General features: G+C 62.0%; 14 protein-coding genes and 1 tRNA gene. All 15 read left to right on the top strand.

What is annotated here, in order from left to right:
- The first annotated feature begins 5 nt into the window (after window positions 1-5).
- Window positions 6-1,145, top strand: a complete 1,140-nt coding sequence (locus tag BUA36_RS01000; RefSeq protein ID WP_072780628.1) for an ABC transporter ATP-binding protein — start codon at window positions 6-8, stop codon at window positions 1,143-1,145.
- Between the two features lie 46 nt (window positions 1,146-1,191).
- Window positions 1,192-3,825 carry a TonB-dependent receptor gene (locus BUA36_RS00995; RefSeq protein ID WP_072780627.1) on the top strand — a complete coding sequence of 878 codons (2,634 nt, stop codon included), beginning with the start codon at window positions 1,192-1,194 and terminating at the stop codon, window positions 3,823-3,825.
- A gap of 93 nt (window positions 3,826-3,918) precedes the next feature.
- Complete coding sequence (locus BUA36_RS00990; protein WP_229255582.1) at window positions 3,919-5,217, top strand: ABC transporter substrate-binding protein; 1,299 nt, start codon at window positions 3,919-3,921, stop codon at window positions 5,215-5,217.
- Window positions 5,189-5,896 carry a response regulator gene (locus BUA36_RS00985; RefSeq protein WP_072780625.1) on the top strand — a complete coding sequence of 236 codons (708 nt, stop codon included), beginning with the start codon at window positions 5,189-5,191 and terminating at the stop codon, window positions 5,894-5,896. The genes BUA36_RS00990 and BUA36_RS00985 overlap by 29 nt, the downstream gene beginning before the upstream one ends.
- On the top strand, window positions 5,889-7,331 hold the full coding sequence (locus BUA36_RS00980) for an ATP-binding protein (RefSeq protein ID WP_072780624.1): 1,443 nt from the start codon (window positions 5,889-5,891) through the stop codon (window positions 7,329-7,331). Before BUA36_RS00985 ends, BUA36_RS00980 begins: the two co-directional genes overlap by 8 nt.
- Window positions 7,332-7,339: 8 nt before the next feature.
- Window positions 7,340-9,799: a family 20 glycosylhydrolase gene (locus tag BUA36_RS00975; RefSeq protein ID WP_229255581.1), complete on the top strand. Its 2,460-nt coding sequence runs from the start codon at window positions 7,340-7,342 to the stop codon at window positions 9,797-9,799.
- 154 nt (window positions 9,800-9,953) lie between these two features.
- The gene (locus BUA36_RS00970) at window positions 9,954-10,718 is read left to right on the top strand and encodes a GIN domain-containing protein (RefSeq protein WP_072780621.1); all 765 of its coding nucleotides are present in this window, start codon (window positions 9,954-9,956) and stop codon (window positions 10,716-10,718) included.
- A 25-nt stretch (window positions 10,719-10,743) separates the two neighbouring features.
- Window positions 10,744-11,352 (top strand): tetratricopeptide repeat protein, encoded by a 609-nt coding sequence (locus BUA36_RS00965; RefSeq protein ID WP_072780619.1) that lies wholly within the window; start codon window positions 10,744-10,746, stop codon window positions 11,350-11,352.
- A gap of 45 nt (window positions 11,353-11,397) precedes the next feature.
- Window positions 11,398-12,378: an NAD(P)H-quinone oxidoreductase gene (locus BUA36_RS00960; RefSeq protein ID WP_072780618.1), complete on the top strand. Its 981-nt coding sequence runs from the start codon at window positions 11,398-11,400 to the stop codon at window positions 12,376-12,378.
- 126 nt (window positions 12,379-12,504) lie between these two features.
- Window positions 12,505-13,251, top strand: coding sequence for a triose-phosphate isomerase (gene tpiA, locus BUA36_RS00955; protein WP_072780616.1), 747 nt, complete (start codon window positions 12,505-12,507; stop codon window positions 13,249-13,251).
- Between the two features lie 60 nt (window positions 13,252-13,311).
- Window positions 13,312-13,686 carry a preprotein translocase subunit SecG gene (gene secG / locus BUA36_RS00950; RefSeq protein WP_072780615.1) on the top strand — a complete coding sequence of 125 codons (375 nt, stop codon included), beginning with the start codon at window positions 13,312-13,314 and terminating at the stop codon, window positions 13,684-13,686.
- A gap of 185 nt (window positions 13,687-13,871) precedes the next feature.
- Window positions 13,872-13,956, top strand: a tRNA-Leu gene (locus BUA36_RS00945).
- A gap of 160 nt (window positions 13,957-14,116) precedes the next feature.
- The gene (locus BUA36_RS00940) at window positions 14,117-14,476 is read left to right on the top strand and encodes an NADH-quinone oxidoreductase subunit A (protein ID WP_072780614.1); all 360 of its coding nucleotides are present in this window, start codon (window positions 14,117-14,119) and stop codon (window positions 14,474-14,476) included.
- A 3-nt stretch (window positions 14,477-14,479) separates the two neighbouring features.
- Window positions 14,480-14,956, top strand: coding sequence for a NuoB/complex I 20 kDa subunit family protein (locus tag BUA36_RS00935; RefSeq protein ID WP_008450353.1), 477 nt, complete (start codon window positions 14,480-14,482; stop codon window positions 14,954-14,956).
- A 17-nt stretch (window positions 14,957-14,973) separates the two neighbouring features.
- Window positions 14,974-15,564 carry an NADH-quinone oxidoreductase subunit C gene (locus BUA36_RS00930; RefSeq protein WP_072780613.1) on the top strand — a complete coding sequence of 197 codons (591 nt, stop codon included), beginning with the start codon at window positions 14,974-14,976 and terminating at the stop codon, window positions 15,562-15,564.
- Window position 15,565: the final 1 nt, after the last annotated feature.

Genomic DNA, 15,565 nt, shown 5'->3' with positions numbered 1-15,565 from the left:
CCTCAATGGCAGGTGTAAGTTTACAAGAGCTGCGCAAATCGTATGATGGCAAGACCGACGTCCTGGCCGGCATCGACCTGGAGATTGCGCATGGCGAGTTCGTGGTGCTGGTCGGCCCTTCCGGCTGTGGCAAATCCACGCTGCTGCGCATGTTGTGTGGACTGGAGAACATCACCAGCGGCACCATGAAGATCGGCGACCGTGTCGTCAATCAACTGCCGCCCGCAGAGCGCGGCATCGCCATGGTGTTTCAGAGCTACGCGCTGTATCCGCACATGACGGTGTACCAGAACATGGCCTTTGGACTCAAGGTGGCCGGCAAGGACAAGGCAGCCATCAAGCAGCGTATCGGTGAAGCGGCGGCGATCCTCAAGATCGACCATCTGCTGGAGCGCCTGCCGCGCGAGCTGTCCGGTGGCCAGCGTCAGCGTGTCGCCATCGGCCGGGCCATCGTGCGAGAACCGCAGCTGTTCCTGTTTGATGAACCGCTGTCCAACCTGGATGCCGCACTGCGCGTGCAAACGCGCCTGGAGATCGCCAAGCTGCATCGTCAGCTGGATGCCACCATTGTCTACGTCACGCACGACCAGGTGGAAGCCATGACCTTGGGCGACAAGATCGTCGTCATGCATGAAGGGCATATCCAGCAGGCCGGCACGCCGCTGGACCTGTACCAGCAGCCGCGCAACCTGTTTGTGGCGGGCTTCATCGGTTCGCCCAGGATGAACTTCCTGGCCGCTACCGTCGTTGACGCCCATGCCCACGGTGTCACGGCACTGCTGAACAGCGGCGAAACCATACGCGCCGCAGTGGACGGCAGCGGTTTGCGCGCCGGGGACAGCATCACGCTGGGCCTGCGCGCGGAGCACATCAGCGAATCGCGCAGCGGTTCGGAAGTTTTCACCGGCGAGGTCAGTGTGGTCGAACACCTGGGCGAAGCCAATTACCTCTACGTCAGCCACGAGGGCAGGGAGGACGTAGTAATACGCGGGGATGGCGAACGCCATGTCGCGCCGGGACAGTGCATTACCTTCTCGGCCGAAAGTACTGCCTTCCACGTGTTTGACGAAAAGGGCCAGGCGCGGCGGCGCCTGCGCCCCGGAAATATGGTATCGGCGCCGCGCGGCTTGGTGCGCAGCGCCTGATATCACAGGAGCTTTTTTACTTTTTAATAAAAACAGGGAGAAGTTGATGAACAAGCCGGTACTCAAGAAAAAAATACTACCTCACGTAATCGCGTTGGCCATGAGCGGTGGCTTTGCCGCATACGGCCACGCGGCAGAACCTGTCGCGGTTGACGCGCAAGCGCAAGCCAGCGACGCCGTACCGGCTGCAGACGCCAATACCGTGGAAGTGCGCGGCATCCGCGAACGCCTGAAGCGCAACCTGGCCGAGAAGCGCGACTCCGGCAATGTGATCGACACCGTCACGGCGGAAGAAGTGGGCAAGTTCCCGGACAAGAACGTGGCCGATTCGCTGCAACGCGTGCCGGGCATTTCGGTGGACCGCACCTGGGGTGAAGGCCGCGACATTTTCGTGCGCGGTACCGACAAGAACCTCAACCTCACGCAGCTGAACGGCCAGGCCGTGGCCTCCGGTTACTGGTGGAAGAACGACTCGCAAAGCCGCGGCTTCAACTACGACATCCTGGCGTCGGAACTGGTGGGCAGCATTGACGTCTACAAGAGCCCATCGGCGGACCTGGACGAAGGTTCGATCGGTGGCCTGGTCAACGTGAAGACCCGCAAGCCATTCCAGCTCAAGTCCTTTGTAGCGCAGGCATCGGTGGAAGCGACCTACAGCGAACTGCCGAAGAAAACCGACCCGCAGCTGTCTGGCCTGATCAGCTGGACCAATGACGAGAAAACCTTCGGCGCGCTGCTGGCCATCAGCAAACAGAAACGCACCATGCGCCGCGACGGCCTGGAAAACTTCACCGACTCGACCAAGTACAACATCGTTGACCAGAATGGCGCAGTCACGCCGGGCGCCTACGCCTCGTGGGGCGGCGGCTCGGCCATCTTCCGCCAGGACCGCGAGCGCACCACCGGCAACCTGACCTTGCAGGCGCGCCCGAACGTCAATACCGACATCACGCTGAACTACATGAACTCGGACATGAGCATGGACAACAGCAACCAGAACTACCTGTGGGAAGCAGGTGGCCTGGCCGATGCCAAGGGCAATATCCAGGTCACCAATCCGAAGTTCATCACCACCTCGGACGGTACCAAGGCGCTGGTGGGCGGCACCGTCGGCCCGACCGGCGGCGTATCGTTCGAGCCTATCTTCCGCCAGTCCTACATCAAGTCGGAAGTGCTGGACCTGGAAGGCACCTACGATGGCGACAACTGGAAATTCCACGGCCAGGCCGGCACCACCAAAGGCTCCGGCGGCAGCGACCATGACCGCAACTTCTGGTTCGTCGGTAACACCCGCACCACCTTCAACATCGCGCCGGACACCTACGAAGTCAAATACCTCGATATGAGCCCGCTGGACCCGACCAAGCTCACGCTGCAAAGCGCGCGTGACTGGGTGCGCCGCATGGAGACCAAGGAGAACTACGCACAGGGTGATCTGACGCTGGACCTGAACGGTGATTTCTTCAAGTCGATCAAGGTTGGCGCCAAGTTCCGCGATACCACGGTGCAGAATCACCGCATCATCGGCACCGCTGGTCCGGGCAGCCCTGGCTGGCAGTCGTTCTCGCTGGCCGACTTGTCCAAAGGTCCATCGCCGCTCCTGAGCCAGGAAGCGGCCAACGCCGGTTCGCTGACGCAGTACGCATGGGTGGATGATGGCCTGGCCTATTCCAAAGGTTTCCCGATGTATGACAAGGCCATGGTGTATGCGGAAGCCAAGGGCGAGTACTACAAGATCAAGGAAAAAATCTACGCCACCTATGTGCGTGCGGACTTCGCTACCGGCCAATGGCGCGGCGACTTTGGCGCCCGCGTTGTCAAGACCGACCAGACTTCCGAGGCCTACCAGGACCTGACCGGCAATGGCAATTACGCACTGGGTAGCGTGTCGCGCAGCTATACCGACGTGCTGCCTAACCTGAACGCGGTCTACAACGTCAGCAAGGACCTGCTGATACGCGGCGCCGTGGCACGGGTGATGGCGCGTAACACCTACAGCGATCTGAGCGCCAGTACGGAAGTCAGCGGCACCACCAACGCGGCCACCGCCGGCAATCCGCTGCTCAAGCCTTTCCACGCCAACCAGGCGGAGATCGGCACCGAGTGGTACTACGCCGATGCGTCGCTGCTGTCCGCCACGCTGTTTGCCAAAAAGCTGGACACCTTCATCTACACGCAGACCGCGACCGAGAATGTGGCCGGTGTATCGCGGTCGGTGACGCGTCCTTACAACGCCGGCAACGGCGCCACCGTCAACGGCCTGGAAATCCAGTGGCAGCAGGCCTTCAGCAGTGGCTTCGGCGCCATCGTCAACTACACCTTCACCGATGCGAAAACCGGCGCCAACGCTGCCGGCCGCAAACTGAATGTGATCGGCAACTCGCGCAACCAGGCCAATATCACCGGCTTCTGGGAGAAGAACGGCTACAGCGCACGCCTGTCCTACAACTACCGCTCCAAGTCGTACGGCGCGCTGGATGAAGGTGGCCAGGACGTCACCAGCGCCTATGGCCAGTGGGATGCGTCGGCCAGCTGGGACATCACGCCGAAACTGTCGCTGTACCTGACGGCGGTGAACATCGGTAATGAAGTCATCCGCACCAATACCACCGACGGTCTGCCAGTCGGCGTGTATGAAAATGGTGCACGTTACAGCCTTGGTCTGAAAGCCAAGTTCTGATAACGCTTTCGTTTTGACACAAGCCCGATTGCCTGTTTGGCGTCGGGCTTTTTTCTATTACAATCGTGTCATTATTTCCGTTTGGGATGCTGTGTGATCCGGTTACATCTTCGTTCCATCTGCGGCCTGCTGGCCGCCTGCTTGTTGGCGCAGTCTGCGCAGGCGGCGGCGACTTTGCAGGTACTGCACTGGTGGACGTCGCCGTCGGAGCGCAAGGCAGCCAACGCGCTGGCCGCGCGTGCGGCCGACGAGGGCATCGAATGGAAGGATGCCGCCATCCCCGGCGGCGCCGGGCTGGGCGCCGGCAAGGTGCTCAAGAGCCGCGTGCTGGCGGGCGATGCGCCCGAAGTGTCGCAGATGATCGGCGTCTCCATCGCTGAGTGGGCGGACCTCGGCCTGCTGCTGGAAATCGACAATGTGGCCAGCAGCGGCAACTGGAATACCACGCTGTTCCCGACCATACAGACACTGATTACGCACCGCAAGCACGTGGTGGCGGCGCCAGTGGGCATCCATCGCGTCAATACCCTGTTCTACAATCGCCAGCTATTCGCCCAGTTGAAGATCGCGCCGCCGCAAAGCTGGGAGGAGTTTGAGGCGGCGGCACAGAAGCTCAAGGCCGCAGGTGTTGTGCCATTGGCACAAAGTAGCGAGGCCTGGCAGGTGGCGGCGCTGTTCGAAAACCTGGTGCTGGCCGAGAGCGGGCCGGAATTCTATCGCCAGCTGTTCGTCAGGCGCGACCCAGCCGCTGCTGCGGACAAGCGTACCGCCGAAGCCTTGCAGCGCTTGCGCACCATCAAGGGCTGGGCCAATGGCCAGATCGATGAGCGTTCGTGGCCGGATGTGGCCCGCCAGTTCGCCAGGCGCGAAGCGGCCATGATGATGATGGGCGACTGGGCCAAACCCGAGCTGCGCGACCTGGGCATGACGCTGGACGAGGACTTCGCCTGCGGCGTGGCGCCGGGGACAGCGAAGTATCACCTGTACAGCGTTGACAGCTTCACCATGTTTGCGGGCGATTACCGCCACATGGCCGCGCAGGAAAAAATGGCGCGGCTGCTGGTATCGCCGCCGGTGCAGGTGGAATACAACACGCTCAAGGGATCGGTGCCGGTACGGCGTGACGCCGATCCGGCACGCATGGACAGCTGCGCGCGCGCCTCGTGGACCACGTTCGCGCTGGGCGCGGCGGTGCAGGCGCCCAGCCTGGTGCACCGCATGGCGACCGATGAAGCCAGCCGCGACGCCATCATCGCCGAAATCCAGCGCTATTTTCTGGACGACCGGACCACACCGGCCGAGGCGCAACGCCGCCTGGGCGTGTTATTCCGCTTGTTTAACCTGAGAAGCCAAGGAGCATACGGTGCGCAAGATACTGATCGTAGACGATGACCAAAAAACCCGTGTCCTGCTCAAAACCTATCTGGAGAAGAACCAGTACGAGGTGGTGCTGTCGCATAACGGCGAAAGCTTCCTGGCCGAGCTGCAGACGCACGTGGACCAGCTGTCGCTGGTGATCCTGGATGTGATGCTGCCGGATACGGACGGCTTCGCGCTGTGCAAGCAGGTGCGCCAGCGCTCCAACGTCCCCATCATCATGCTGACGGCCAGCTCCGACGAGACGGACCGTATCGTCGGCCTGGAACTGGGCGCGGACGACTACATCGCCAAGCCATACAGCCCGCGCGAACTGCTGGCCCGCATCAAGGCCATCCTGCGCCGCACGGCCGTGGAGACGCCGGCCATCCGCTACTACCGCTTTGTCGGTTTTACGCTGGACCTCAAGGAACGCAAGGTCACCGATAGCGCCGGCACGCCACTGGCGTTGACGGGCCTGGACTTCCAGCTGCTGAAGTATTTTGTCGAACACGCAGGCGTGATCCTCGACCGCAGCGTGCTGTGCGAGGAGACGCGCGGCCGCGACTCCGGCCCGCTGGACCGTTCGCTGGATGTGCAGATCAGCCGCCTGCGTGTGCGCCTCAACGACGATGGCAAGCAGCCGGCATTAATCAAGACGGTGCGCGGCGCGGGCTATGTGTTCTCGGCCGAAGTGAACGTCTCTCATGCTTGAACGGCTCAAGCGCCTGTGGCCCGCATCGCTGCTGGGCCGTTTGACGCTGGTGATGGTGGCCGGCCTGCTGGTGACGCAGCTGGCGGCCAACGCCATCTGGGCCGGGCAGCTGCGCGCCAAATCGCAGGTGGAGGCGCAATCCGCCGCTCAGTATGTGGCGCATAGCGCCGCTGCCGCGATCCGTTTTTACCGCAGCCTGCCGCTCAGCTACCGCGTGCTGATTATCCAGCAGATGCGCGAAATGGGGGGCACGCGCTTCTTCGTCAACCTCAATCACGAATATGTGCCGGTGAAGGAGATGGCGCCGCAGTCGCTGGCGGACAGCGTCAAGGCCACCGTCGGCGCCACGCTCAAACGCGACCTGCCGCATTCGCCGGGTTTTCATCTGGCGTTTGCCTGGCCGGAGGAACTGGAAGTGTCGGAAGGCGTGCACCTCAACGACCTGCCGGATGCGTGGGTGCAGCACATCCTTCTGGTGCAGCCCGCACCGGCGCCGATCCTGGTGATCCAGACCGAACTTGAACCGGGCAACTGGCTGTACATGGCGGCGCTGATGCCGAATCCTTATTTCCTGAGCGCGAATGATCCATGGGCCTGGGACCGCCTGGCGCTGCAAGGCCTGTCGCTGGCGGCGGTGCTGCTGCTGTGCCTATTGGTGGTGCGCTGGATTACCCGGCCGCTGGCTGCGCTGTCCGATGCCGCCGGCGCTTTCGGCCAGGGTGAGCACGCGCCACCGCTGCCGGAGACGGGCAGCCGCGAATTCATCAACACCGCGCGCGCGTTCAGTGCCATGCGCGAGCGCATACAGCGCTACATCGAGGACCGCGAGCGCCTGTTCATCTCCATCTCGCACGACCTGCGTACGCCGATCACGCGCCTCAAGCTGCGCTCGGAACTGCTGGACGATGAGGCCTTGCGTAATGAGTTTGAAGAAGACCTCGACGAATTGGATATGATGGTGAAAGGCGCGCTGCAATGCGTGAAGGACAGCGATATCCACGAGAACCCGGCCGAAGTGAAACTGGATGCACTGCTGGGCCGCCTGGTGCGCAGTGCACGGCTGGCGGGGCATGAGGTGGGCTATGAGGAAGCGGGACTGTCGGTGCGCGCCAAGCCGCTGGCGCTGAAACGCGCGATCGGCAACCTGCTGGACAATGCGCTGTACTATGGCAAGCGCGCCGAAATCCGCATCCGCGCAGAAACGGACGCCGTGACCATCGCGGTGCGCGACCATGGACCGGGCGTGCCGGAAGATGCGCTGGCCAGCCTGTTCGACCCTTACGTGCGGCTGGAGCATGGCCGCGAACAGAATGACAATGGCATGGGCCTGGGCCTCGGCATCGCGCGCGGTGTGATCGAGGCGCATGGCGGCCAACTGATATTGGAGAATCACCCGGAGGGCGGCTTGAACGCCACCATCCGTTTGCCCGTATGAGAGAGACAATGAAACTGATGACAAAAACCGTTGCTGCCTGCGCGCTGGCGCTGGCTTTTGGTGCGCAAGCCGCGCCAGCGACGGAGCCGCTGAAGATGCGCTGGGAAGTGCTGCGCAATGAATTCCCCACCGCGGATGGCCGCGGCCGTACCAAGGCACGCCTGAGCATGACGGCCACGCGCGGCCAGCCGCTGCCGGCCAAGGGCTGGTCGCTGTACTTCAACTGCATGGATGGCGTGGTCACCGGGCCGCTGGCTGGCAATCTGCAACTGGAGCAGGTGGTCGGCGGCAGCTTGTTCCGTGTGCGCCCCACGGCTGGCTTCAAGGGCCTGCCGGCAGGCCGCACGCTGAATGTGGACTACTACTATCCGAGCATGTTGACCACCATGTCGCGCGCGCCGGTCGGGCCGTACCTGGTGTTTGATGCGGCGCCGGACGTCGCTTACGCCATCACGGACTTCCAGCAGCAGCTGCCGACGCGCCCGGAGCAGCTGAAACGGCCCGCTGGCCGGCATGACCTGGTGACGGTGCAGGAAACCTACCGCCGCAACGCGCGCGCGGAGGTGCTGCCGTTCAGCGCACTGCCACCGGTGTTTCCGACGCCGCTGGAGCTGAAAGCGGGCAGCGGCCGCGTGCAGCTGGCGCGTGCGCCGCAAGTGATTTCCGGTCCCGGCCTGCAATACGAAACAGCCTATGCGCGCGAGCTGTTTGCGCGCTATCTGCCGCAGGGCGATGCTTCGCGCACACCGGTGCCGCTGCGTCTGCGCATCGGCATGGTGGACGGACAGTCGTCGCCGGAAGCCTATGAGCTGACGGTGAGCAGCGATGATGGCATCAACATCGTCGGCAACACCGCTGCTGGCGTGGCGCGTGGTCTGCAGTCGCTGCACGACCTGCTGCCGCTGCCGTCGAATGCGGCGCAAATCGATTTGCCTGAGCTGGATGTCATCGATGCGCCACGTTTCGCCTATCGCGGCTTCCAGCTGGACGTGGCGCGTAACTTCCAGCCCAAGGCGGTAGTGCTGAAGACGCTGGACCTGATGGCGGCCTATAAACTCAACAAGCTGCACTTCCACCTGACCGACGACGAAGGCTGGCGTCTGGAGATTGCCGGCCTGCCGGAACTGACCTCAATCGGCGCGGTGCGCGGCCATAGCACCAAAGAAGGCCAGCGCCTACCGCCGACCTATGGCTCCGGCCCGCGCGCCGATGATCTGCATGGCAGCGGCTATTACACGCGTGCCGACTACGTCGAAATCCTGCGCTATGCCGCCGCGCGCCACATCGAGGTGATACCGGAAATCGAAATGCCGGGCCATGCGCGTGCCGCCGTCAAGGCCATGGAAGCGCGCTATCACCGCATGCAGGCAGCGGGCGAGGAGGGCGCGGACAAGTATCTGCTGAACGACTTCGACGACCGCTCGGTGTACCGCTCGCCGCAGGAATACACCGACCATGTGCTCAACCCCGGCCTGGAGTCGAGCTACGCGTTTGTCGAGCAGGTGGTGGCGCAGGTCGCCGCGCTGCACCGCGAGGCGGGCGTGCCGCTGAAGACCATGCATATGGGCGGCGACGAGCTGCCGCATGGCGCGTGGGAGCGTTCGCCCGTGAGCCAGGCGCTGATGCAGCGCGAAAAGCTGGCCAGCACCGCCGACTTGTGGGACTACTTCTACAACCGCGTGGACGGCATCCTGCGCAAGCATGGCATGTTCGCCTCCGGCTGGGAAGAGATGGGCGCGCGCCGCTCGGCGCAGGACGGCGCGCAGCAGTTGCCGAATCCGCGCTTCACCCAGCGTGGTTTCAGCCTGTATGTGTGGAATAACACGCCGGGCAACGAGGACTTCGCCTACCGCCTGGCCAATGCCGGCTACGACATCGTGCTGGCGCCGGTGACCAATATGTATCTGGACATGGCGACCAACCCCAATCCCGAGGAGCCGGGCGTCAACTGGGGCGCTTATGTGGACCTGGACACGGTGTTTGATTTCCAGCCCTACGGCCCGGCACTGACCGATGCCGGCCGCCGTCATATACGCGGCATCGAGGCGACGCTGTTCTCGGAAACCATCCGCGATGTCGGCCGTCTCGACTACCTCATGATGCCGCGCCTGCTGGCGGTGGCGGAGCGGGCCTGGGCGCCGGATCCGGCGCTGGCGGCCGCCTCGCACCGGGCGGCATGGTCCGGTTTTGTGAATGTGCTGGGGCAGCGGGTGTTGCCGCGCCTGGACCTGGAGCGCGGCGACGTCCAGTACCGCATTGCGCCGCCAGGCATGGTGGTGGAGGGCGGCAAGGTGCTGGTCAACCACATCCTGCCGGGCCTGACCCTGCGTTATACCACCGACGGCAGCGTGCCGACGGTGCAGAGCAAGGCCGTCACCGGGCCGATCAGCGCCAGGGGCGTGATCCAGGCCGCCGCCTTTGACCGCAACGGCCGCTCCGGCCTGGTCGCCCGCATCGTCAACCGATAGCCGCCGCTCCCGCTTTCGCGGGAGTGACGGGTTTGACTTCCGTTCCTGCCTTTTTGTCGTCCAGTCGCCGTTTTGTGCAGTTCGTCGCAATCCCGGGCTGGCCGGCGACTGGCTTTAGGTATGATTGCTGTAACAACATCCGAGGATTTCCCCCATGAAGAAGCTTTTCCAATTTGGCCTGCTGTTTGCCGCTTTCTGTGCCCTGTTTGGCCGCGCCGACGCCGCCGACGACACTGAAACGCGCGTGGTCACCATTGACGCCCGCGTGGTCCGCGTCAAGCTGGACGGCGTCGTCGACCTGAAGTTGCGGCAAGGCGATGTGCCCTCGCTGCGCCTGATCGGCGAAAAGCGCTACCTGGACAAGCTGATGGCGTCGCAAAGCGGCGACACCTTGCATCTCGAAACCGAAGGGCGCGGCATCAAGATCGGCCGTGGCGCCACGCGCGCCGAACTGGTGCTGCCGATGCTGCGCGAGGTGGTGTCGGAAGGCGTGGGCTCGACCGAGATCAATGGCTTCAGCGGCGAGGAACTGGAGTTGACGATGGATGGCGCCGGCAGCATGAAGGTGGTGTGCGATTACCGCGTGGTCAAGGCCAATCTGGGCGGCGTGGGCAGCATGAATCTGTGGGTCAGCGAAAACGACCGTACTGACCTGGATTTGCGTGGCGCCGGCTACATCACGCTGGGCGGGCGCAGCAAGTTGCTCAAGGCGGATCTGGGCGGGGTCGGTGGTCTCAATGCGCAGCAGTTTCAGGCGGACTCCGTCAATGTCGAGCTGAGCGGCCTGGGCAACGCCACCGTCAACGCCAAAACGAATGCAACGCTGAACCTGAGCGGCCTGGGATCGGTCATTGTCTATGGCAAGCCATTGAACCGCAACGTCAGCGTCGACGGTTTGGGCAAGGTCAGCTGGAAATAAACATACCTACAAAATATAACGCGATATGAAAAAATTCATACTAGCGATCGCCATGGCGCTGGGCCTGCAACAGGCCGCCATGGCTGGATTCGCCGAAGGGGCGACTGCGTACAACAGCAAGAACTACGCGGTGGCATTAAAAGAGATACGGCCGCTGGCGCAAGCCGGCAACGCCGATGCCGAGCATCTGCTGGGCCTGATGTATTACATGGGCCGCGGCGTGCCGCAGGACTACAAGACGGCGCTGGAGTGGCACCGCAAGGCGGCGCTCAAGGGCAAGGCGGACGCGCAGTATGTGGTGGGCGCCATGTATTACACGGGCAATGCGGTGATCCAGGATCACAAGCAGGCCGTGGCGTGGTTCCGCAAGGCGGCCGAGCAGGGCCACCCGGACGCGCAGCAGGCGCTCGGCCTCATGTACCGCTATCACATCGGCGGCATGCCGCAGGATAATGTGATTGCCTACATGCTGTGGAATCTGGCGGCCGCCAATGGTTCGATGAACGCGGCCGAGCAGCGTACGGCCGTGGTACGCATCATGACGCCGGAGCAGATCGAGGAAGGGCAGGCCCTGTCGTCGGCCTGGAAGCCGAACACACCGCTGCCGCAGAAGTCGCGGACGGGCGGCGGCTAATTCGCGCCTGGCGTAAAATCGCCCTTTCTTTGTAAAGGGCGAGACATGCGTGCAATTGAAATTACCCAACCTGGCCCGGCCGATGTCCTGAAACTGTGCGAACGCCCCATGCCTGTCGTCAAGGCGGGCGAGGTGCTGATCAAGGTGCATGCGGCCGGCGTCAACCGCCCCGACGTGTTCCAGCGCATGGGCAATTACGCGCCGCCGCCGGGCGCATCCGACATCCCGGGCCTGGAAGTGGCCGGCGAAATTGTCGACGGCGATCTCGACTATACCACCCTCGATATTGGCGACCATGTCTGCGCTTTGGTGCAAGGCGGCGGTTATGCCGAGTATGTTGTTGCGCCCGTACAGCAAGTGTTACCGGTACCAAAAGGGTGGTCGATGCTGGAAGCGGCCTCCATTCCGGAAAATTACTTCACAGTCTGGAGCAATGTGTTTGACCGTGCCCATTTGAGTGCCGGCGAGACCTTATTGGTACAGGGCGGCAGCTCCGGCATTGGCGTCACGGCGATCCAGCTGGCCTCGGTCATGGGGCACCGCGTGTTCGCCACGGCGGGCAGTGACGACAAGGTCGCGGCGTGCATGAAACTGGGTGCCGAACGCGGCATCAACTACAAGACCGAGGACTTCGCGGCCGTGGTCAAATCGCTCACCAATGACCGTGGCGTGGACGTCATCCTGGACATGGTGGCAGGGGACTATTTGCCCCGGGAGATCGCATGTCTGGCCGATGACGGCCGTATTTCCATCATCGCCACGCTGGGCGGCGGCAAGGCCACGCTGGACATGGGCCAGGTGCTGCGCCGGCGCCTCACCGTGACCGGTTCCACGCTGCGTCCGCGCTCGGCGGAATTCAAGGGCGCGATCGCGCGCAAGCTCAAGGAAAAGGTGTGGCCGATGATGGCCGAGCGCAAGGTCAAGCCCATCATCCACACCGTCTTCCCGCTGGAACAGGCCGCCGCCGCGCATGCGCTCATGGAGAGCAGTTCGCACGTCGGAAAAATCATGTTGCAGGTGATTTGAGAGGCAATTCGTTGTAAAATGCGTAGTAAATTTACGGTTTTCGCTAGCCGGGGATTCGCTTTGCCTGTTTGACCCTGCCTTTTTGGGCGCGGTAAAATGGCGGGCTTATTAACCTTTAGGTCAGCTATGCGTCGCAAACTCGTAATCGGTAACTGGAAAATGAACGGCAACCGCGCCGGCAATACGGCATTGTTGTCCGGCATAGTCGCCGGTCTGAACGATTTCGGCGCGGACTGCGCGGTGTGCGTGCCGGCGCCATATCTGGCGCAGTGCCAGGCGGCGCTGGAAGGGACGGCGGTGGCGTGGGGTGCGCAGGATGTGTCCACCCACGCCAGCGGCGCCTACACGGGGGAAGTGTCAGCTGATATGCTGCTGGACTTTGGCGCCACCTATGTGTTGTGCGGCCATTCCGAGCGCCGCGCGTATCATGGCGAGAGCAGTGAGCTGGTGGCGCAGAAGGCCGTGGCGGCATTGGAGGCTGGCCTGACGCCAGTGGTGTGCGTGGGCGAGACGCTGGAGCAGCGCGAAGCCGGGCAGACGGAACAGGTGATCTGCGCCCAGCTGCAGGCTGTGCTGGACGCGGTCCAGCCGGAGCAGGTGGCCAAGCTGGTGCTGGCGTATGAACCGGTATGGGCGATTGGCACCGGCAAGACGGCAACGCCGCAGATTGCCCAGGACGCCCATCGCTTCCTGCGCGACTGTGTGGCGAACAAGCATGCCGAGGCGGCAACCGCCGTGCAGATCCTGTACGGCGGCAGCATGAAGCCGGAAAATGCAACAGAATTGATGGCGCAGCCGGATATCGACGGCGGCCTGATCGGCGGTGCGGCATTAAAGGCGACTGATTTTCTCGGGATTATTCAGTCGGTTTAAAGCACTGTTTATGTGGTAGAAACAAAACGATACAAAACTTTTATTTTGGAATGGAATAACATGGGCAGCTTGTTCAATCTGGTTATCGTAGTACAGGTCGTTTCGGCCATCAGCATTATCGGCCTGGTGCTGCTGCAGCACGGCAAGGGCGCCGACATGGGCGCAGCGTTTGGTTCCGGCGCCTCCGGCAGCCTGTTCGGCGCTACCGGTTCGTCGAACTTCATGTCGAAATCGACGGGCGTGGCGGCAGCGATCTTCTTCAGCGCCACGCTGGCACTGTCGTACATCACCACCCACCAAAGCAGCAGCGTCAGCGGTGGTGTGATGGATAAAGCAGCGCCTGCCGCACCGGCTGCCAACCCTGCGGCTGCCCCTGCCGCACCGGCCGCGCCAGCCGCTTCGACCCCGGCGCCTGCAAACTCGATTCCAAAGTAATATAATCTCGCTGTAGTAATTTGTGCTGTTGATAATTTTTTAAGTTGTTTGCTCAATGTTTTAGCAGTATCTTGGCGAAACAGTTTTGAACGCAAAAATAATTAAGGATTTATCGTTTTTCTTCTTGTTTTGACGCAATACGGGATTAACAACCGCGTAAAAACGAAGTAAAATAACGGCCTTATGCCGACGTGGTGAAATTGGTAGACACGCTATCTTGAGGGGGTAGTGGCGCAAGCTGTACGAGTTCGAGTCTCGTCGTCGGCACCAGAATATAGGCCAGCAAGGGTGGTACCAAGCTGGCTTTTTTACGAGGATGTGTCGTTCGATCCTGGTCTAAGTAGTCATACGATTGGGGCGAACGTTAAGCGCACCGCATAGCACCGCGATGTGTCCTTTCAACTGACCGTTCAACATAAGCTCATCAATCGTGAACCTCGAAAATTATCTCCCCGTTCTCCTGTTCATCCTCGTCGGTCTCGGCGTAGGTATCGCTCCCCAAGTGCTTGGCCACATTCTTGGCCCGAAAAAGCCTGACGCAGCAAAACTGTCCCCGTATGAATGCGGCTTCGAAGCGTTCGAAGACGCGCGCATGAAATTCGACGTGCGTTACTACCTCGTCGCAATTCTCTTTATTTTGTTCGATCTGGAAACGGCATTCTTCTTCCCTTGGGGCGTATCCATGCGCGAACTGGGCTGGCAAGGCTTCGTTACGATGATGGTGTTCATCGCCGAATTCGTGGTCGGTTTTTGGTATATCTGGAAGAAAGGTGCCCTTGATTGGGAATAAGCCATGGCTATTGAAGGCGTATTAAACGAAGGTTTCATCACCACCTCGGCCGACAAGCTGATCAACTGGGCGCGTACGGGTTCGATGTTCCCGATGACGTTCGGTCTGGCCTGCTGCGCGGTTGAAATGATGCACGTGGGCGCAGCCCGTTACGACATGGACCGCTTCGGCGTGGTGTTCCGTCCATCGCCACGTCAGTCCGACGTGATGATCGTGGCCGGCACGCTGTGCAACAAGATGGCCCCGGCACTGCGCAAGGTCTATGACCAGATGCCAGAGCCACGCTGGGTCATCTCGATGGGTTCCTGCGCCAATGGCGGCGGCTACTATCACTACTCCTACTCCGTGGTTCGCGGCTGCGACCGGATTGTGCCGGTCGACGTGTACGTGCCAGGCTGTCCTCCAACTGCTGAAGCCCTGTTGTACGGCATCATGCAGCTGCAGAACAAGATCAAGCGCACCAACACCATCGCACGCTAACGGGGGCGCTACAAGAAATGACTACTCATCTGGAAAAACTCCAAACCGCCCTCGGCACTGCCCTGGGCGATCGCGTTACTACCCTCGTTGCGCTGGGCGAAATCACGCTGGAAGTGAAGGGCGCCGACTACTACGGCGTCATGCAGACGCTGCGCGATGATGCAACGCTGGGTTTCGATCAGGCGATCGACCTGTGCGGCGTGGACTACCTGAACTACGGCGACGGCGCCTGGGACGGCCAGCGTTTTGCTGTGGTCGTCCATTTGCTGTCGGTAAAGCACAACTGGCGGGTGCGCGTGCGCGCATTCTGCGCCGACGACGACATGCCTTTGCTGCCGTCGGTGACGCCGCTGTGGCGTGCCGTCAACTGGTACGAGCGCGAAGCGTTCGACATGTACGGCATCCTGTTCGAGAACCACAACGACCTGCGCCGCATCCTGACCGACTATGGTTTCATCGGCCATCCGTTCCGCAAAGACTTCCCGGTATCGGGCTATGTCGAAATGCGCTACGACCCCGAGCAGAAGCGCGTGGTCTACCAGCCGGTCACGATCGAGCCACGTGAAAACGTGCCACGTGTGATCCGCGAAGAAAACTACGGGAAGTAAG

Source organism: Duganella sacchari, from assembly GCF_900143065.1.
GTDB classification, from domain to species: domain Bacteria; phylum Pseudomonadota; class Gammaproteobacteria; order Burkholderiales; family Burkholderiaceae_D; genus Rugamonas; species Rugamonas sacchari.
Note: the sequence above shows the minus strand (reverse complement) of the source record. Positions and strands in the feature narration are given on the sequence as shown.

What these genes read in the sequence shown, in the direction of transcription:
- BUA36_RS00930 (WP_072780613.1), top strand. Translation starts at nt 14,974, where the DNA reads ATGACTACTCATCTGGAAAAACTCCAAACCGCCCTCGGCACTGCCCTG.
- BUA36_RS00965 (WP_072780619.1), top strand. Translation starts at nt 10,744, where the DNA reads ATGAAAAAATTCATACTAGCGATCGCCATGGCGCTGGGCCTGCAACAG.
- BUA36_RS00980 (WP_072780624.1), top strand. Translation starts at nt 5,889, where the DNA reads ATGCTTGAACGGCTCAAGCGCCTGTGGCCCGCATCGCTGCTGGGCCGT.
- BUA36_RS00960 (WP_072780618.1), top strand. Translation starts at nt 11,398, where the DNA reads ATGCGTGCAATTGAAATTACCCAACCTGGCCCGGCCGATGTCCTGAAA.
- secG (WP_072780615.1), top strand. Translation starts at nt 13,312, where the DNA reads ATGGGCAGCTTGTTCAATCTGGTTATCGTAGTACAGGTCGTTTCGGCC.
- BUA36_RS00975 (WP_229255581.1), top strand. Translation starts at nt 7,340, where the DNA reads ATGAAACTGATGACAAAAACCGTTGCTGCCTGCGCGCTGGCGCTGGCT.
- BUA36_RS00935 (WP_008450353.1), top strand. Translation starts at nt 14,480, where the DNA reads ATGGCTATTGAAGGCGTATTAAACGAAGGTTTCATCACCACCTCGGCC.
- tpiA (WP_072780616.1), top strand. Translation starts at nt 12,505, where the DNA reads ATGCGTCGCAAACTCGTAATCGGTAACTGGAAAATGAACGGCAACCGC.
- BUA36_RS00995 (WP_072780627.1), top strand. Translation starts at nt 1,192, where the DNA reads ATGAACAAGCCGGTACTCAAGAAAAAAATACTACCTCACGTAATCGCG.
- BUA36_RS01000 (WP_072780628.1), top strand. Translation starts at nt 6, where the DNA reads ATGGCAGGTGTAAGTTTACAAGAGCTGCGCAAATCGTATGATGGCAAG.
- BUA36_RS00970 (WP_072780621.1), top strand. Translation starts at nt 9,954, where the DNA reads ATGAAGAAGCTTTTCCAATTTGGCCTGCTGTTTGCCGCTTTCTGTGCC.